The organism is Paenibacillus cookii, from assembly GCF_018333375.1.
Lineage (GTDB): Bacteria > Bacillota > Bacilli > Paenibacillales > Paenibacillaceae > Paenibacillus_AQ > Paenibacillus_AQ cookii.
The window spans coordinates 83,728-101,748 of the sequence record NZ_BORW01000008.1 but is presented as its reverse complement, the minus strand read 5'-3'; the positions used below and the strand labels follow the sequence as shown (position 1 = coordinate 101,748).

At 53.8% G+C, this 18,021-nt stretch carries 14 protein-coding genes and 1 pseudogene; 5 read left to right on the top strand and 10 right to left on the bottom strand.

Annotated elements, in window-relative coordinates; genetic code table 11:
- Window positions 1-397 precede the first annotated feature (397 nt).
- Entirely contained in the window at window positions 398-1,030 is a 633-nt protein-coding gene (locus tag KI367_RS10350) for a LysE family translocator (RefSeq protein WP_036715158.1), read from the bottom strand.
- Window positions 1,031-1,138: 108 nt separating this feature from the next.
- Here KI367_RS10350 and pdxR point away from each other — a divergent pair, with 108 nt between their 5' ends.
- Window positions 1,139-2,533 carry a MocR-like pyridoxine biosynthesis transcription factor PdxR gene (gene pdxR, locus KI367_RS10345; protein ID WP_212949445.1) on the top strand — a complete coding sequence of 465 codons (1,395 nt, stop codon included), beginning with the start codon at window positions 1,139-1,141 and terminating at the stop codon, window positions 2,531-2,533.
- 7 nt (window positions 2,534-2,540) lie between these two features.
- Here the strand turns inward: pdxR and msrA are convergent, their stop codons facing one another.
- The 6 genes and pseudogenes from msrA to KI367_RS10315 form a co-directional block, all read right to left on the bottom strand.
- The gene (gene msrA, locus KI367_RS10340; protein WP_036715159.1) at window positions 2,541-3,176 is read right to left on the bottom strand and encodes a peptide-methionine (S)-S-oxide reductase MsrA; all 636 of its coding nucleotides are present in this window, start codon (window positions 3,174-3,176) and stop codon (window positions 2,541-2,543) included.
- A gap of 77 nt (window positions 3,177-3,253) precedes the next feature.
- Window positions 3,254-3,769: pseudogene (locus KI367_RS10335) on the bottom strand (carbohydrate ABC transporter permease); the annotation flags it as partial.
- Between the two features lie 178 nt (window positions 3,770-3,947).
- Window positions 3,948-4,565 (bottom strand): hypothetical protein, encoded by a 618-nt coding sequence (locus KI367_RS10330; protein WP_036715160.1) that lies wholly within the window; start codon window positions 4,563-4,565, stop codon window positions 3,948-3,950.
- Window positions 4,566-4,733: 168 nt separating this feature from the next.
- Window positions 4,734-6,122: a hypothetical protein gene (locus KI367_RS10325; protein ID WP_212949443.1), complete on the bottom strand. Its 1,389-nt coding sequence runs from the start codon at window positions 6,120-6,122 to the stop codon at window positions 4,734-4,736.
- Between the two features lie 243 nt (window positions 6,123-6,365).
- A complete protein-coding gene (locus KI367_RS10320; RefSeq protein ID WP_212949442.1) occupies window positions 6,366-7,463 on the bottom strand; it encodes a threonine aldolase family protein in 1,098 nt (365 codons plus the stop codon).
- Window positions 7,464-7,708: 245 nt separating this feature from the next.
- Window positions 7,709-9,985 (bottom strand): Yip1 family protein, encoded by a 2,277-nt coding sequence (locus KI367_RS10315; RefSeq protein ID WP_212949440.1) that lies wholly within the window; start codon window positions 9,983-9,985, stop codon window positions 7,709-7,711.
- 164 nt (window positions 9,986-10,149) lie between these two features.
- Between KI367_RS10315 and KI367_RS10310 the strand changes: the two genes are divergently transcribed.
- Window positions 10,150-10,878 (top strand): response regulator transcription factor, encoded by a 729-nt coding sequence (locus KI367_RS10310; protein ID WP_036715623.1) that lies wholly within the window; start codon window positions 10,150-10,152, stop codon window positions 10,876-10,878.
- Complete coding sequence (locus KI367_RS10305) at window positions 10,868-12,286, top strand: sensor histidine kinase (protein ID WP_212949438.1); 1,419 nt, start codon at window positions 10,868-10,870, stop codon at window positions 12,284-12,286. Before KI367_RS10310 ends, KI367_RS10305 begins: the two co-directional genes overlap by 11 nt.
- A gap of 178 nt (window positions 12,287-12,464) precedes the next feature.
- On the opposite strand, the gene KI367_RS10300 is transcribed toward KI367_RS10305, so the two are convergent.
- Window positions 12,465-13,178: a hypothetical protein gene (locus KI367_RS10300; RefSeq protein WP_212949437.1), complete on the bottom strand. Its 714-nt coding sequence runs from the start codon at window positions 13,176-13,178 to the stop codon at window positions 12,465-12,467.
- A gap of 149 nt (window positions 13,179-13,327) precedes the next feature.
- Here KI367_RS10300 and KI367_RS10295 point away from each other — a divergent pair, with 149 nt between their 5' ends.
- Window positions 13,328-14,041, top strand: coding sequence for a response regulator transcription factor (locus KI367_RS10295; protein WP_212949435.1), 714 nt, complete (start codon window positions 13,328-13,330; stop codon window positions 14,039-14,041).
- On the top strand, window positions 14,038-15,399 hold the full coding sequence (locus KI367_RS10290; RefSeq protein WP_212949433.1) for a sensor histidine kinase: 1,362 nt from the start codon (window positions 14,038-14,040) through the stop codon (window positions 15,397-15,399). Before KI367_RS10295 ends, KI367_RS10290 begins: the two co-directional genes overlap by 4 nt.
- A 107-nt stretch (window positions 15,400-15,506) precedes the next feature.
- On the opposite strand, the gene KI367_RS10285 is transcribed toward KI367_RS10290, so the two are convergent.
- Window positions 15,507-16,415 (bottom strand): polysaccharide deacetylase family protein, encoded by a 909-nt coding sequence (locus KI367_RS10285; protein WP_036713326.1) that lies wholly within the window; start codon window positions 16,413-16,415, stop codon window positions 15,507-15,509.
- Window positions 16,387-17,709, bottom strand: coding sequence for an MFS transporter (locus tag KI367_RS10280; protein WP_212949431.1), 1,323 nt, complete (start codon window positions 17,707-17,709; stop codon window positions 16,387-16,389). Before KI367_RS10280 ends, KI367_RS10285 begins: the two co-directional genes overlap by 29 nt.
- Window positions 17,710-18,021: the final 312 nt, after the last annotated feature.

Sequence of the window (18,021 nt, the reverse complement as noted above, 5' to 3'; positions counted from 1 at the left end):
GCTTGTCTCTCCTCTATGTTAGCGTTTTCAATTATGATGGAGACTTCGGAAACGTTGCTGGGATTCAGTAGAAGAACGTTGGGAGAGCATTGCTGCAAGCAGAAAAATGTCACATCGGGAGCAGAAAACCGGTATGATCGAGCTCAAGGGCTCGTGAGGATTTTTGAATAGTGTAGGTGAAAATTGGCATAACCATCATACCATTCCGTTCCGAAGATGAAAATCGTATCCGGAATATGTATCTGATTTCGTTGAATTGTATCATAATCATCTGCAGCTTGGCGTTCGCCTCGTTCATGCAGCCGCTTGCTGCGGTCCGACGGAGATTGGCGCGAGCATCCCGGCGAAACGCAAAAAGGCTCCGCCCTTCTTGGGGCCGGAAGCCTCTTGTTCAAAACTACAGCTGCAGGGACTGCACAAACCGCCAAACGAACATGCCCCCGAAATACATCAACGCCAGGCCCGCGCCAATCGAAACCCGCTTCATCCACTTCCCGTCGATCAGCCTCCGCGCATGCGTCACAAGCAGCATCAAAACCACGTCATGGATCGCAATGCCGCAAATGACGCCCGCGGCCATGGTCCAGAAATGGGCTTGCCCCGTGCTTCCCAGCCTGTCGGCCAGCAGCGTGCCGAATACGCTCAGCCAGAACACGATATTCCCCGGCGATACGGCGACCATAAAACCGTTCCCGTAGGAAGATAACCAGGTTTTGTCAGGGGACGCTCCTTCTCCGCCGGCATGAAAAGCCGATGCTTCCTTGATGCTGCCGTATCCGACAACAAACAAAAAGACCGCCCCGACGATCCACATCGCTTGCTGAATGACCGGAGCCGTCAAAAACGCCGATGCGCCGCAATACAGGAGGATCATCAAAAGCACATCCACCGTCATCCCGCCGAGTCCCACGCTCCAGCCATGGAAAAAGCCCTTTTTTAATCCTTGCCGAATCATCTCGATCGTGATGGGTCCAACCGGAATCGCTACCGACAGGCCCAACATGACGCTACTCCACCACAGCAGTTCCATGCACCCCTCGTTCATTGTTCAAGTATAGACCTACCATACCCGACAATTGTCATTTCAAAAAGGTATAGTTTATACTTTTCAAAAATGACAGATGAGGTGCAACGCTTTATGCAAGAGCTGATTTTCCACATCGACCCCGACAGCCCGGTTCCCCGGTACGTCCAGGTGTATCGGCATTTGAAAAACGAAATCATGCAGGGCCGGCTGCTTCCCGACGCCCGTCTGCCTTCCATCCGGAATCTGGCCGCTTCGCTAAACCTGAGCCGCAACACGACGCAGCTTGCATACGAGCAGCTCCTTGCCGAAGGTTATGTCCGCAGCGAAAACAAAAAGGGCTATTACGTGGAGCCGCTGCCGCTAAGCCAAGCCCTGCCGCCCGACCTTCGACAAGTCCGCTCGCAGACGGAGGAGGAAGCTCCGGCGGATCGGATCGATTTTCGCCTCGGGGCCGTGGATCCGGAACATTTCCCCATCGAAAAATGGCGGCTCCTGTCCAACCGCGCGTTAAAAGATTCCTCCATCTACACTTACGGGGACCGTCAGGGGGATCTTCTGCTCAGGCAATCCATTGCAGCCTATCTGTTTCAATCCCGCGGCGTCCGGGCAACCCCCGAGCAAATCATCGTCGGCAGCAGCACGCAGCAGCTGATGTATTTGCTGGGCGCGATTTTGGGCGGAACCTTTGATTCCATCGGCTTCGAAGAGCCGGGGTACGCGGGAGCGAAAGACGTGTTTCGCGAGCTGTCTTACCGGATCGAACCCGTCCCCGTCGGCCCGAACGGCGTGCATCTCGAAAGTCTCCGTCAGGTCGGGAGCAGGCTGTTGTACGTCACGCCTTCCCACCAGTTTCCGCTGGGGATGATCATGCCGATCCAACATCGGCTGGCGCTCCTGAATTGGGCCGAGGAGAAAGACGGCTATCTGATCGAAGACGATTATGACAGCGAATTTCGCTATAAACAAAAGCCGATTCCGGCCATGTTCAGCTTGAACGACAACGAGCGGGTGATTTACGTGGGAACCTTCTCCAAAGCGCTGCTGCCGTCGGTTCGTATCGGGTACCTGATTTTGCCGAACGCGCTTTTGCCGCATTATGAGAAAAAAAAGCTGCTGTTCGAGCCTTGCGCTTCGGGCATCCACCAGCGGACGCTGCATTATTTTATGGAGGAAGGTCATTTCGGAGCCCACATCAAAAAAATGCGCAGCATCTACAAAAGCAAGATGGCGAAGATCAGGGAAGCCGTGCGGAATTACGCTCCCCCTTTCGTCCAAGTCAACGACACAACCATGGGGCTGCATGTCATTCTGACGATCCAAACGGACCTGACGGAAGACGAGCTCATCAAAAAAGCGGCCGACCGCCGCTTGAAAGTGTACAAAGCCTCCATGTTCTATGAAACGCCCAAAAACGATGGCCGCGTCCAGCTTCTGCTGGGTTTCGCCGGCTTAACGGAAAAGGAAATCGAACGGGGACTGCAAACGCTGCTGCGGGAAGTGCTGTAAAAGCGGGCTACCAGCGAATGCTTCCGACGCAGGCCGCGATGCGCTCCCGTTCCTCTTCCGGCAACGGCCAGCGGCTGATGTCCTCCAGTACGCCGGATCGGTTGGCATAACCTTTGGCCAGGCCGTTCAGCCTAGCCGCCAGCGTCGAGCGGTCCATCTCGGCGATGGAGCCATACAGCGTCAGCAGTCGTTCCACCGCATGCGGGTACCGCTTCAAATAATATTTCTGGTGCCTCTCTTCTGCTGCATAAAAAACGGAAAACGGGCGTATTTCCGTCGCCGGCTCCCCCTTCCCCGAAACGCGCCGTTCTTCCAGCACCCGTTCGATCGCGTCCTTTTGTTCCGGACTCCGGTACAGCAGCATCGATTGGTATTGTCTTCCTTTATAACTGTTGATATTTTCCGGGCGGTGGCCGTTCCAGAATACGCGCAATATGTCGTCGTACGCCAAAACCGCCGGGTCGAAATCTACCTCGACGGTCTCGGTATGGTCGCCCATATGGCGGTATGTCGGGTCGCTCGCCGTTCCCCCGGCATAACCCGTTCTGGTCCGGACGACGCCGGGCAAGGCGCCGAAAAGCGCCTCCGGCCCCCAGAAACAGCCCATGGCAAGCGTGGCGGTTTCGGTGTGAATTTCGTTCATTGCAGATACCTCCCGGGCTCTTTTAGCCTTTAATCAGGTATCACTATATACCACTTGCGCAGAATCTCCAAACCCGGTCAAACCTTGATCGAACCCGCTACCATGCCTTTCATGATCCGCTCCTGCATCACTAAATAGATCACGATGGTCGGAATGACCGCGATCGCCATCGCGCCCATCGTCAGGCCGTAATCCGTGCCGAAGCCGTCGGAGAACAGGGACAGGCTGAGCGGCAGCGTTTTGAGCGACTGCGAATTGATGAACACGAGCGCGAAGGAAAAATCGTTCCAAAACCTTAAAAAGGCGAGGATGGAGATCGTGGCGACGATCGGCGTGCACAGCGGGAAAATGATCCGGCCGAATATCCGCCACCAGCCGCTTCCGTCGATCATGGCGGCTTCCTCGATCTCGCGCGGTATGGACGCCATAAACCCGATCGCCAAAAACACCGTGATCGGCAGCTCGAACGCCGTGTACGGCAGGATCAAGGCGCCGTAGGTATCGAGCAGGCCGATGTTTTTCATCATGAGAAAAAGAGGGACGAGCGTGGTCATGATCATCAGCAGTGAAAGCTTATGCTTCAGCGATCTCCCCAGCCATTGTTTCACATGGTCACCCCGCTTTAAGCGTTTTAATTTTCATCGGATAACATCATGGAATATTCCGGCATTTGTTTGATATATTACTTGACATTCGATAAACTGTAAACGCTTTCAAAGGATGCCGCCGTGGATAAACCATAGAAACCCGCGTCCGAAGGACGGGGCTTTATTAATGAACTTCCGTGCGGTGAAGCCAAATGTCTTCCAATGTATTCAGATTATGCTGCTTAAGAAAATCAAGTGTCCCCGTTTCGATCCGGTCGAGCATCGACAGCCAAGATGGATCTGAAAGACGAAATGACGTTTCCTCGGAGGGAGCCGCGGAAAGCCATACCGCATTCAGCGCTTGCAGCTGCTCGATGATCGGTTTATTTGCTGAACCGAGCGAATCATTTTCAAGCTTCCAATCATAAAAAAGACGCGCAATTTGAATGGCGGTTAATGAGCTTTTGTCGTACGTATAGTCTTCATGCCTGAATTTGAATCGGACCGCGAACTCCCGGTAATCCAGAATAATATGGTTTATTTTTTCATGGTTCGTCATAAGGGCATGGACTTGTTCCTTCGTCATCGTTCCATTTTTTAAAATCTCTCGGTACAATGCGTCATCGCTTCGAATCGTCGTCTCAAGCAGCTTCATATCCTTCTCCAACCCGGCGGAAATATGTTGTTCATACATGAACTTGGCCCTGTACTGCGTGATGGAGAAAATGGACAGGATGATGATCGCCGCCAACATGACGAAGTGGGGAGTAAAATGTCGGAGCGTCCGGTACGTGAGTTTCATTTCATTCACCTCGGATCGGTGGTTTGTTCACTTGTTATACATACAAAACATAACGAAGTTTCCATCTGAATACCATAGCCGTTTTAATATTCTATACAACAGGTCGCTGCATCGTGAATCAACAAAAACGGCGGCAATAATACACCGCCGTTTTCATCTATTATCCCCTTAAGGCTTCACGCTATAAGTGAAAGAAATATCTTTACTACTTGAATCATATAGCGAACCCGTAGCCCCATAATATACGTCCCACTTTACTTTCATAACACCATTAGCCGTTGCAGAAGTTCCTGTAGTGCTGTCATACTGTACAGTTGTCTGAAGAACCATATTATGACCTGTATTTGCACCGTTAATATCCGTATATCGATACATATCATAGTTTTTGGAATTCGCCCCCTCTACAACTGTAGGGTTTGAATTTAATTTTATGTTGGAAGATCCTAGCGTAACGGTTTTATCGGTTCCTGCATCCACGATCGCATTGATCCACCCCTTTATATCACTTATTGATGGAGCAGCCGGTAATGCAGTAGACCATAATTTTTCTGCAATTTTAAGTGTTAGCGATGACCCTGTTGCATAACTGCTTAATCTACCATCAGTCATTGCAAAAACGATCGTCGACTTCGCTCCAACACCGGTGGACAGTTTGACATTCCGATATCTGAACGGATTATCGATACTTCGGTTTGTTACCCCATTAACCGTTGTATGCTCAGCTATTTTAAAACTGTTTGTCCAAGTCGACTGGTTGGTAACATCCAAGGCCTTCCATGAACCATATGGCAAAGAATACGTTTGTACAAAGTCGGAACCAATATAAAATGACTGATAATATGTGGTGCTGTGGGTCCAATCGCTAAAATAGCCCACAGCCGTAGGTGACACCTCAGTTGGATTTACCCCCAGCATTTTCTTCATCTTATCATCTGTAGGAATATTACGTTTCTCATAGGGTTTAATAACGTTGATAAACCAGAAGAAATCCTTTGTTGTATCGATTGCTTCGTCGTTTGTGACGGTTACATGCGCTAATTGTTCAGGTAGCTCCATTTCGAGAAGGATGACATTATCTTCTTGGTCCGTCAAGTAAAGTTTTAAATGTGGCGTTTCCGCCAAGTTGTCATTTGTAATTACTTTATCAGGGGCTTTGTCGTTATAGATTTCGAATAAAAGAATACCAAAATGGTTCCCTTTATCTTCAATATCCCCCACTATGCTATTGATTGAATCTTCTTGCTTGTAGCCTTTGAAAAGTTTGCCGGTAGCATCCAATTCTTTAACTTGGTTATTGTAGTTTATTTCAGCTTTAAAGCTAAGATTAGCATCTTGAAGCTGAATATCATGGATGTTAGCGGTTACATTCTTATCTAAATTAGTAATTGCATTGTCTGAACTTGAAGGTGTGCCATAAAGCTGATTAAAGGTAGGGATTGGCAAAGCTACACCCTTAGCAATAACTTCTCCATCATCAATACTTTGCGCCTGTACTGGAAAGCTTAAGGTTATCATGAGTACTGCTGCAAGAAGAAAACTCGCTATTCCTTTCTTCATGGTATTCATCTCCTTCATTGGCTTTTTCCTATATTCGAACAATACTGCTTTATAGAATTTTCACCTCCATTTTTTAACGATACTACTGTTGTTTCTACTTAATAGAACACTATTAAACCTACAATAGTTACATAATTTATTCCTATATACCTAATTTATTTTATTTTGGGATTATTTTCTTTACTGAACAAAGCAAGCAGCCCCGGTCGCCATTGTCCAAGGCTGCCCAAAATTTACGCTAAACTAATTCACTGCTTCTTCCATCAGCTCTCCCAACAAGCGGAAGGCCTCCTGGATTTTCTCCTTCGGCACGTTTGCATACCGGTCCCCGATGCTGATCTCAAAAAAGCACGACCCCGCTTCCGTTCCGCGCAGCCAGGAGGATAACCCGACGCCCGTCGTTTCGGTGATATTTGCCAGGATCGGGGCGATCTTCTCCTCCGGGAGCCTGAAATGCACATGGAACATGTTCGATACCGGCACTTCCGGCCGGGTAGACACGCCTTCGCAGGCGTTGAACAGAGCCGCAAGCTCCTTGGCTTCCCCGTAATACCGCGCCATGCTGCCGATCCGCCGGTCGAAATAGTATTCCGAGCTGACGATATACGGATACAGGCTGATCAGATCGCCGCCGTGGCGTCTCTTCCAAATTTTCGATTGCTCCGTAAACGAGGCGTCTCCCGCCAAAATCGCTCCCGCGATCCCGCCGATTCCTTTATAAAAGGATACGTACACGCTGTCGAACAGCGCGCAAATTTCCGCAGCCGATTTATTGTAGTAAGGGGTAATCTCGAACAATCTCGCCCCGTCCAAATGCAGCCGGATTCCTTTTTCCCGGCAATAGGCGGAGATCGCCTCAAGCTCCCCGTACGGCGGCAGCTGGCCGCCGATTTCGCGCTGCGGCAGCTCCAGGAGCAGACAGGATATCTCGCCTTCCATCTGCCGCACGTCGTCCAGCGTGATCAACCGTTCTTTGTCCGCAAGCAGAACCGCCTCAATATGATGCAGCTCCTTCATTCCGTCCTGCTCGTGGATTTCCAAATGGCAAAGCGGATGGTAGGCCACGCGTTTGAGCCCTTTTTCGTCGCACCAGATGCGAAGCGCGATTTGCTGGGCCATCGTCCCGCTCGGAAAAAATACCGCAGCCTCCTTGCCGAGATAGGACGCCATTTTATCCTGAAAATCCTCGATTACATTCCCCTTGCCGTACATATCGCTGCTCATGGAGCTCGGAACCTCTTCAAAAGCTTGCCGGAGCACCTGAACATCACGCGGCCCGTGGCCGCCCAGCGGATAGGCCGCCTGCTCGAATGCTTCCATCAATGTTTTACCGCCGCTCATACGATCATCCCCCCGGTATAGCGTGCACCATCGTCGTTTTACGGCCGACATGTCTTTTTATAACCTTGCTCCGCCAGCCTGGCGTTGGTCCCCGCAATCTCTCTCCGCTAAATCGATCAACCCGCCGACGGTTCCTATTCGTTACGCATCGACGCCCAATGCCGGTTGATACATAGCTATCTACTAGTTTACTGTAAAACTTCGCTTGCGGCTAAGGCCGCATGCATAAATAAACTCGCGTATCGTCATTCGGAGCCGCTCCGGATACCGATATCCCGGATCAGCACCGTCCCTTGATCCGTCTTATCGAACGCAAAGACGATTTTTTGCAGTTGCTCCGGCTGAAAACTTGGATTGATTTTCTTGAAATCGGCCAGCCGGAAGGCGAAGTTTTGAAACACGGGCTCTTTGATCGGCAGAGCGGAAGCAAACGGCCACTTTACGATTTTGCCTTCGAACATCGGCAGCAGGCTGCCGGCGCTGCTCAGCGGCAATTCCGCCCGGCTGCCGTTTTTGTCCTCGACCCTGATGGTTAAATCGACAAGCTCGTTTTTGCCGGAAGCTTTTTTCTTGTCATCCCGGTCCGCCATCGAAAAGACGATGGCGCCGTTCGGCCGGATGCCGGACTCGCCGCCAGGCAGAACGACTGTGTAGGAGGGGAGTCTGGCGCCCGGCGCACGTTCCCAGCTAAGACTTACGGCACCGTACTCCGCGGGGGCAAACTTCATCTCGACCTTCTCCTCCTTCCATTCCTTCAATCCCTCGCCAACCAGCCGTCCGCCATGCAGCGTCGTCGTGCCGGGATCGGCGTCTTCGTCGAAACTTGCGACAAGGGCCGTTTTCGAATCCCAGTAATTACTGATATACATCGTATCGGGCAGCCATTCCCGGGCATGGCCAAGATCCCGAAAGACGGCGCCGTATTCTTTCTTTTCATGCAACGTCGCCTCAAGGAACGAGGAAATCAGCACTTTGGCTGCCTGAAGCTGTTCCTCCTGGGGGATAAGCTGCGCGATATTGTACAGTTTGTTGCCGAGTCCCGCGCCATCGGTCCGCCCCCATACCGTGTTGAATTGCCCATGATTTGCTCCGTGCATGTAAACCGACGATTTGAAATAATCGCCGCTTCCCGTGTAGCGAATCCGGCTGAACTGGCTCGCCCCGTCGAACGAGCTGACATCCATGTCATGCGAGCCCTGCAAAGCCAGGTAATTGACGTCTTTCAGGACAGTCGGTTGCCCCGCAGGCTTGTATTGCCCGTCCGTGCCCGCAATCGATACGACCGAACGTATGCCGAAGTTGTAGCTGAACTTGATGTTGGCATTCTCCGGATAGGCGGACAGCCTGTTATAAGCCGCAGCGACCGATACTGCCTCTCCGCCCCGGGAATGGCCGATCAATGCGATCCGGCTCATGTCCGCCTTGCCGTAAAACGGGTTGCCCTTCGCTTTATTCCATCCGTCCCATACCTTCAAATGCTGCAGCATAAGCCAGCCCCGGGCCGGATTTTCTTTCTCCAGCACATTCAGCATAAACAAGTCGTCGTACGGGGACGTGTTCAGGAAGTTTTCGTCGATCGACACGGCGATGAATCCGCGGCTTGCCAGCAGATTCCCAAGATATGCGTATCCGACATCCGAATACTCGGTCGCCACATGATTGCCATGCGCGATCACGACCAAGGGGAATGGCCCGGCGCCGTCGGGATACCAGACATGCCCGTTCAGAGGCATCGCCTCCGGCCCGAACCCGAACGTATGCGTTCGGATCGAAGACCAATTTTTCACGAAGGCCGAACCGTCCACCTGCCGGGTTACGAGCGAATCCTTTGCGTTGAATTCCTTCCGATAGCTGTTTGCGCTGCCGTATGTCAATGTTTTGACGGCAAAAGGGCCGGGTTTCGCCGGATTTTCCATCGCTGCTGGGTAACGGTCCGCCGGTTTCATCGTTTTCAGCCGGTACGGTTTTGCCAACTCCGCGTTCCCGCCGCTTGCCAGCCAGCATCCGCCGACGGCGATGAAAGCGATCGCGGCGAGCGCAGCGGATACGGCCGTCACTTTCGCGATCGTTTTGGCTTTACGGTAAGCTCCCGTGACCCATCGAAACAGAATCGCTCCCAACAAGGAGAAGGCGGCAACCATCGACAAAGCCGTGGCCAACATGAGCTGCACCGGGCCGATGAAGCTGACAATCAACAGGCAGAATGAAGCCAGTGCGAGCCAAACATAACGTGTCGGCATCCGCTTCGCCCAGTGCAGCAGCCCTGCCAGCACACCGGTAATAAGGGCGACCGCGAGCATAAACAAGACGACGCCGGTCAAGTAATCGCCCAAACCACGCTCCCCGATGAGAAAATACCCCTGCATGAAAAAAATCGGGCAAACAAGGGCGGCCAGTAGTATCATCGCTCCTTTCCAGCCCGGGGCAAGCGGCGCAAAACGCTTGTTCCGGGTCATGATTTGGGCAAACCACGCCAACCCTTTCACCGTCCGTTTAGTGGATTCAAGCTCCGTATTCGCCATATAACAACCTCTCTTCCTCATCAATTCGATGGCCAAAACGTTTGGCATGGCCTAATTGTAAGCACCGTTTCTTTCCGACGGCTTTCCCTTTTCTTAAAATAACCTTACAACGCAGGAATTCGGCTGACAGGCTTCGAACAGTACGGGTACAGGGAGGTGGGATGGTGCGCAAGACGATTTTGCTTGTCGACGACGATCCGGATATTGCGGATATGTTAAAGATTTTTCTTGAAAAACATTTTGACGTTCTCGAAGCCAAAGACGGACACGAAGCGATGGAACTGTTCTCGCGGGCCGCGGTCGATTTGGCCGTGGTCGATATCATGATGCCGCACCTTGACGGCTACCAGCTGCTGCAATGGATACGCCGGCATTCCAAACTGCCGGTGATCGTGTTGTCGGCCAAAAGCGAGGACACGGATAAAATTGCGGGGCTCAGTCTCGGCGCCGACGATTTTATTACGAAACCGTTCAGCCCGCTGGAGGTTGTGGCGCGCATTCAGGCGCAGCTGCGGAGAACGTATGAATTTAACGATTCGGCTCCGGCTCCCGCGCCGGCCGAGGACGAGCCGGCCGAAACGCGGTTCGGCGAGCTGGTATTGGATCATGAGGCGTGCATGCTGTACAAACGAGGCGAGCCGGTTGCGCTCAGCGCCATCGAATATAAGCTGTTGAAGCTGTTTATGGGCAGGCCGGGCCGAATCTATACGAAAAAACAAATTTTCGAAAACGTATGGGAAGACCCGTATATCGCCGACGACAATACGATCATGGTCCAGATCAGCAGGCTCCGCGAAAAGATCGAGGACTCCCCGCGCGAGCCCTTTTATCTGAAAACGGTTCGGGGACTCGGGTACCGGTTTGCTAAACGGGAGGAGCTCCATGCGAGGTAAATCGACGTTGTCCGGGATGCTGCTCCGGAACTACATTTTCTTTTCGCTGACGGTTGGGGCCAGCGTTTTGCTGGTTCTGCTTTTTTTCGTCGAGCGTACGAGCGAGCGGATGCCTTCGCAAGGGGCATCTCCGCTGCAAGCCGGAGAAATCGTTCGGCCCCATACGGATGATATGCCGTTAGAGGCTGTTTTAGCGCTCCATGGTTGGGTGGAGATTCTCGACGAAGGGCTGCGCGTGATCGAAATCAAAGGCAGCAGAGCAGGCGTACCCTCTTCCTACACGGAAGAGAAACTAAACCGATTATTTCACGACGAAAAGCAAAATCCGTATTATACGTCGATTGCCCCGTTCCGCAACGATGACGGACAACTTCGTTACGCTTTGGTCAGGCTGCCGAAAAACAACGTAAAAATAGAGATGGCCCCTCTCGTGGAAACAACGGAGAACCAGGCGATTTTCTGGAAGGCTTCGGCGGAGGCAGGACTCCTGTTCCTGGTCCTGTTCGGGTTTAACGTTTTGGTATATAGCCGGTTGACCGCTGTCCGGCTGACGAATCCGTTAAGCGCCATCGCGGCGGGCATACGGAGCGTGGCAGGCGGGCTGTACCACAAAAGGCTCCGATTTAAGGCAAGCTTTGAGCTGGTGCAGATTCAGGAAAGCTTTAACGCGATGGCCGAAAAGCTGGAACAAACCGAGTCGGATAAACGCCTGCTGGAGGAAAGCAGGCAGCAGATGCTCATGCATATTTCGCATGATTTGAAAACGCCGATCACGGCAATCCAAGGCTACGCCGAGGCCCTTCAGCTCGGCATGGTCGAGGATGAGGCGAAAAAGCTTCGGACGATCCGCCGGATCCACGACAAGGCGGAGCTTGTGGCCGAACTCCTTGAAGATATGTTCGAGCTTTTCAAGCTGGAAAGTCCGGACTACCCGGTCATCAAGGAAGCGCTCGATCTGGCGGAATTTCTTCGCGAGATGGCGGTGGACTATTACGATCCGTTCGAAGAGAAGCAGTTGCTCTTCGAGTGCGATATTCCGCCGGGGGAGGTGATCGTGCCTTTTAACGATAAGCTGCTGTACCGAGCCGTCTCTAACCTGCTCGCCAACGCGCTGAAATACAATCCGCCGGGAACGCATGTGCAGCTGTTACTCCTCGACGGGCACAAGACAGTGCGCATCGAAGTGTCCGACAATGGCATCGGCATTCCGGACGCATTGCGGGACAGCGTATTCGACGCGTTCGTCCGCGGCGACGCCGCGAGGAAAAGCGACGGCGGAACGGGCTTGGGGCTGACGATTGCAAAGCATGTGGCAGCGAAGCACGGCGGCAGTCTCGCGCTGGATACGGGCGGGAACCGGACTCGGTTTGCTTTAACGCTGCCGAAGATCGACAGCCGCGTGAACTGACGCCCAAAGCCATGCCGTTTCGAATGTCTGCGCCCGGATGGCAACATTGTAGGCGCATTCCGCGCAAAAACCCCTGCTTCGCCGTGAAGGCAAAGCCAGGGGTTTTTTACGATCTCCTTGAGTATGTTACAGCATGTTTTATCTATCCGAGTTGTTGAAGAGAGGATTTTCCCGATCCTTATTTCGCCGCCGCTTCCTGCTCCGCGATGGCCTGCTTGAACTGCTGCAGCAGGTCGGCCAGCGCAGCCCGGATGGCATCCGCATCTTTGGATTCCTCAGCCTTGGCCAGCGCAGCCCATGCTTTCGGGAAAGCGGCGTCCGCTTCCTTCGCTTCCGCGGCCATCATCGTAACCGTAAGGGCCCCGCGTTCCGCCTGATCCTCCGCAACCGGCTTCGGATCTTTGGACGATGCGTCCAACTGGATTGCGGGAATGACTGTTTCAAAGGTAACCTTTCCGCCCTCGGCTTCCTTTTCGATGACTTTGATCATTTTCACCGCAGGAACCGCCTTCGCTAACGGGGCGGACGGCTCGGCATCGCCGGATTTGGCTTCGGCTTCGGCGACTTTCACCGCCACGGACAGCTTGTCGATGCGGATATCCTTGTCGCTGACCGGAAGCGCCGTTTTTCCGAATTGCGCAAGCGTTTTCCGCCAGTCCTCCACCGTTTCGGGCGCGTATTGTTTCGCAAGCTCAAGCGGGTCGGTCAATCTGGAAATGACGATGTTTTGCGGCTTGCCGTTTTCGCCGACCACGGCCGCCGTGGCCTGGATTTTTGCGGCCGGTGCCTCGGGCTTTGGCGCGCTGTCGGCATGGGTGATCGCCGGCGCGGCAACAGCGGACAACATGGCGGCCGACAAGGCCGTCTTTTTAAGTATGTTTTGCATCTTCATGGTTCAACACTCCTTTTATTGGTTTGCACGTCCCAGTGTACCTAAAAAGGATGGCAAAGCATGGCTTGATCGATGGAAAAACGATGGCATTTTCCATTGGAGGCCCGCCCGTTGGTATACTGGAGGAAGAGAAACGGGAGGATTTGAACATGAATAACCAATATACCATCGCCGTCGTGGATGACGATACGAATATACGCCTTTTGGTCGAAGCTTTTTTGCAAAAGGAAAACTACCGCACCGTCGGGCTGGCTAGCGCGGAAGAAGCATGGGAGCTGTGGCGGAGCAGTCCGCCGGATCTGTGGGTGCTCGATATCATGCTTCCCGGCATGGACGGGTATGAATTCTGCAGACGAATCCGCAGCGAAGCGGAAGTGCCGATCATCATGATTTCCGCAAAGGACAATGAAGTCGATAAAATCCTGGGCCTCGAACTCGGCAGCGACGATTATATGGTCAAGCCCTTCAGCCCGCGCGAGCTGGTCGCCCGCATCAAAAGACAGCTGCAGCGCTGGTACAAACTGAACGGTCCGGAAGGACAGCCGCCATCTTCCCCCGTCCGGGTCGGGCTTGGCCGCCTGCAGCTGCTGCCGGAAGAGCGCCGCGTCTTTTGGGACGGAGAGGAAGTGGATCTGACCAGCAAAGAGTTTGCGATGCTGCAGGTTTTTGCGGAAAACCCGAACCGCGCCTTTACGAGGGACGAGCTGCTGACCTATGTATGGGGCGAAGATTATTTTGGCAGCGACCGGGCGGTAGACCATTTGATCAAACGGATGCGCAAAAAAATAAGCCGGCTTCCCATCGAAGCGGTATGGGGGCATGGTTACCGGATGAGACATGATGGAGGCGATCAATCCCTATGAAACTCGTTCACCAAATCAATCTCGCGTTTGGCATCGCGCTGGTTCTGGTGCTGGTCGTGGCCGGATTCGTCCTGCATTACGTGCTGCTCGACCATCTGATCGGCGCGCAAAAAGAGGATTTGAAAGCGATGAGCGTCGAAATGACGACCTCGCTGAAGATGGAAATTCTCCCCCTCGAGAGCCGTGCCGCCAAACAAGGAACGATGGCAATGCCCGTCACCCCCTCGAAGGCCGGCATCAGTGCCATTTTGACCGACAAGACGGGCAGCATCATCGCAATGTCCCCATCCCCCCTTGAAATGAAACGCATGCAGCCTTTGGCGGCGGCCGTAAGCAGTACGGAAGCGAAGAGCGCGCAAAAAATCCTCGACGGCTTCGATAAAAACTACATTACGGTCGATCAGCTGACCCCTCAGGGGAAACTGACGCTGTATACGCCGATGAGCAAAATCCGCATGATCGAACAGGCTTTGCTGAAGCGGCTGCTGATCATTTTCGGCACGGCGGGACTCGCGATGTTTCTCTTCAGCCTATTTATTACGAGAAAACTCATCCGGCCGTTGATCCGGCTTCGCGATGAGCTCGCCAAGGTCAAGGAACGCCGTTTCGCGGACGTTACCTTCATCAAAGCCGGAGGCGAAATCGGCTCGGTCGCCGCATCGGTCTACGACATGGCCAAGGAGCTGAACCGCTTCAACCATGTCCAAAAGCAGTTTTTCCAAAACGCGTCCCATGAACTAAAAACGCCGCTCATGTCCATCTCCGGGTACGCGGAGGGCATTCGCGACGGCGTGTTTGAAGGGGACAACGTGCGGAAAGGGCTCGATATCATCATGAACGAAAGCGCGCGGCTCAAAAAGCTCGTGACCGAAATGACGCTGCTGGCCAAGCTGGACAGCGAAGAGGACGTGTTCAAAGACGAGGAGATTTGCGTGCGGGAGCTGCTGACGGAGACGGTGGAGCGGCTGAATCCGCTGCTCGTCAAAAAGGGCATCATCCTGCATACGGAGTGCGGAAAGCTTCATGCCGGCACGCTGCGCGCAGACCGCGACAAGCTGCTGCAAGCCATGCTGAACGTGGTCTCCAATGCGGTGCGTTATGCGCGGCAGCATATTTACATTCATGCCGAAACCCGCGACGGGCGAATCGTGATCCGCGTCAGCGACGACGGGCCGGGTATTCCGGAGGACCTGCTGCCCTATCTGTTCCACCGTTTCGTGAAAGGCAAAGACGGCGAATCCGGCCTGGGCCTCGCCATCTCCCGCGCAATCGTCGAGCGGTGCGGCGGCTTGATCCGCGCAGGCAACGCCCGCGGCGGCGGCGCGGTAATTTCGCTGCAGTTTCCCGGAGCCGGGTAGCTGGAAATCGATTGGAGGATGCATCGGCATCCTCCTTTTATTTGTGGGTATATCCAAGAGCCTCCGCAGCGGATCAACGGTCGCTTGGCTCTATATCGTGCCGCTTCTTATCGCAGCAGCTTCACAAGCCTCAGCCCGGAACGCAGCCGCGGCCGCTTTAAATGCTCCTGCACGTACCGGTAACCGGTCAACTCGACATCGGCGTCGCGCAGGGCGTAAGCAAAGTCGTCATCAAAAGGCAGGCGGTATTCCCACACTCTTTTTTCATAATTCGGGATATGCTCCTGCATCCAGGGATCGGGAACGCCGGGATGAATGTACGTTTCGCAGACGCCGTCGGGCAACCGGTATAACTTGGCGATGATCGACTGCTTGAAGCTGTCGTACGTTTCCCCGTCCTCGACCGCAAAAGGATGCGACAGCAAGTAATCGGGAATCGGCACGCCGAAGGCGTCGGCCAGCGCCGCCACTTGGGCCACCGGCCGTTCGATGCCCTCCAAGGAACCAAGCAGCGGATCCTCCTTGTAAATGCGGCGAAAAAAGCGCATCGGCAGCTTCCAGCGCGATACCTTCCACAACGTCTGGGGGAGCAGGCTGCGCCCGGTTTCCATGCCGTACAGGCTCCCCATATGATTGTCGACATGGCTGACCGCAATGCCGGCCTTTCGCGCCAGCCCGTACTGCGCGTCGATTTCTTTCATGACCGCCCTCGTAGCCGCGCCCTGCTCGAACTCTTTTACGGTGCGGTATTGATATCCGCTGTCGTCATGCAGCGACCGGTCGCCCGTCAGGCTGCGCCAGCGGAGCGCCTCGAATTCGCTTGTCATCGTCAGATGCAGTCCGACATTGGGCTGGCGCCGTTTGGCGGTCCATGCGGCCGCTTCCTCGAACCCGGGAGCCACCGTCATGATCGTCGCCGACGATACCTTCCCTTCCTCCAGCAGCGCCATAATCGCTTGATTCAAGGCCGGGCTTTGCCCGAAATCGTCACAATTGAGGATGAGTTTTTTCCCCATGCGTTACATCCCCTCTCCGATGCGTCGTAAATTCAAACCGGGTCAGCAGCGATATCGCGATCGAGATCAGCAGCAAACAGAACGGCACCGCGCTGATCAGCACGCGAAACGTCATTTCCGGATTCGGGCCCGGTTTGTCGCCGCTTTCATACCCGAACACCAGACCTACGACCAAAAACGCAGGCGCCGATATCAACCCGCTGGAACGCGTAATGAATCCGGCGACCGCGGTATAGATGCCTTCCCGGTGCAGCCCCGTTTTTTCGGCGTCTTCGTCGATGATCCGCCCGCTCACCATCGCCGGGGTCACCAAAAAACCGGCCAGGCCGAAGCCGACGGCGATGCCCGCCAGCAATCCGCTGACCAGGTTAAACCCGAACCAAAGCGGCAGCACGGAAACGGCATAAACGGCGAGCGACAGCCTCCATACCTTCACCCCGTCCAGCTTGCGGCATATCCAATACCAGACGAACACGAGCGGGATAACTGACACGAATACCGCGGCCATGATGAGCGTCACCTGCGCGTCGCTGATTTTCAGCACGTATTTTGCGTAAAAAGGGATGATCGAGCTGATCAAGCCGTTCACCGTCTGGGCAAATGAATTCGAAATGTTAAACAGCCAAAACTTTTTGTTGCCGAGCGTTTCCCGAAACGCGGCCACCAGCTTTAGCGGTTCGCCGGCGCTGTATTCCTCGCGCTCCCGGACCCCCAGCATGCAGACCAGCATCGCAATGCCGAACACGAAGGCGTAAATGATCGACATGTTGGTAAAATTGAGCGCATTAAAAACGATTGGCGTGAGCGCCGAACCGATCAACAGCGCGACGACTTGATAGCTCTGCTGGATCGCGGAGGCTTTGGCACGCAGCCGGTCGCCGTGGTACAGCTCGGGGAACAACGCCCCGTAATTGACCCACAGCACCGTCGAAACGGCTTCGAACAAAACCAAGGCCGTCAGGAACCAGGCGAACAAGCCGTTCTGCGACAGCCCTCCCGGCGGGGAAAACACCATGATGAACGTGAGCATAAACAGCGGCATGGCGCCGAACACCCAAGGCCGCCGCCTTCCGAGGCGGGTGTGGGTCCGGTCCGACCAGTGCCCGAACAGCGGGTTGTTGACCGCATCCCAGACGAGAAAAATAGTGCGGGCCAGCGTCGCCAGTCCGATGCCGAGACCCAGCTTCTCCACGTAAAAAAAGCTGTAATATGAGCTGAACGCCTGGCTCGGCACCATCATGGCAAACATGCCGAGGGCGAAGATGTACGGCGAATTGACCCATTTGCGCTGCATGCGCGATTCCCCCCATACCGTAAAATAACTTGTTTTATCTTATTCAACGGCCGGGAGATATTACCTTCCTTGCCAGGAAGTCTTTATGATCCGCAGGGCTTGGACGGGAAGCCGTTTCCGTAAGGCTGGTCCCCCGTATTAAATTTGCATAAAAACGAAAATTCCTTGCCGATGTCATCAACTGTATATTGCCGGTAAAATCAACCGCGTTATATTATTAAGGCGGATTTATCATCCAAGTATCTCATCATGAAAGGCAAATTCCCTGCAAGTTTTGCTGTGTATGGCTTTTCCATCAAACAAAACCATTAT

Coding starts and splice junctions, on each gene's coding strand:
- KI367_RS10280 (WP_212949431.1), bottom strand. CDS start 17,709: ATGCAGCGCAAATGGGTCAATTCGCCGTACATCTTCGCCCTCGGCATG.
- KI367_RS10295 (WP_212949435.1), top strand. CDS start 13,328: ATGAATAACCAATATACCATCGCCGTCGTGGATGACGATACGAATATA.
- KI367_RS10305 (WP_212949438.1), top strand. CDS start 10,868: ATGCGAGGTAAATCGACGTTGTCCGGGATGCTGCTCCGGAACTACATT.
- msrA (WP_036715159.1), bottom strand. CDS start 3,176: ATGAACGAAATTCACACCGAAACCGCCACGCTTGCCATGGGCTGTTTC.
- KI367_RS10315 (WP_212949440.1), bottom strand. CDS start 9,985: ATGGCGAATACGGAGCTTGAATCCACTAAACGGACGGTGAAAGGGTTG.
- KI367_RS10330 (WP_036715160.1), bottom strand. CDS start 4,565: ATGAAACTCACGTACCGGACGCTCCGACATTTTACTCCCCACTTCGTC.
- KI367_RS10320 (WP_212949442.1), bottom strand. CDS start 7,463: ATGAGCGGCGGTAAAACATTGATGGAAGCATTCGAGCAGGCGGCCTAT.
- KI367_RS10290 (WP_212949433.1), top strand. CDS start 14,038: ATGAAACTCGTTCACCAAATCAATCTCGCGTTTGGCATCGCGCTGGTT.
- KI367_RS10300 (WP_212949437.1), bottom strand. CDS start 13,178: ATGAAGATGCAAAACATACTTAAAAAGACGGCCTTGTCGGCCGCCATG.
- pdxR (WP_212949445.1), top strand. CDS start 1,139: ATGCAAGAGCTGATTTTCCACATCGACCCCGACAGCCCGGTTCCCCGG.
- KI367_RS10350 (WP_036715158.1), bottom strand. CDS start 1,030: ATGGAACTGCTGTGGTGGAGTAGCGTCATGTTGGGCCTGTCGGTAGCG.
- KI367_RS10325 (WP_212949443.1), bottom strand. CDS start 6,122: ATGAAGAAAGGAATAGCGAGTTTTCTTCTTGCAGCAGTACTCATGATA.
- KI367_RS10285 (WP_036713326.1), bottom strand. CDS start 16,415: ATGGGGAAAAAACTCATCCTCAATTGTGACGATTTCGGGCAAAGCCCG.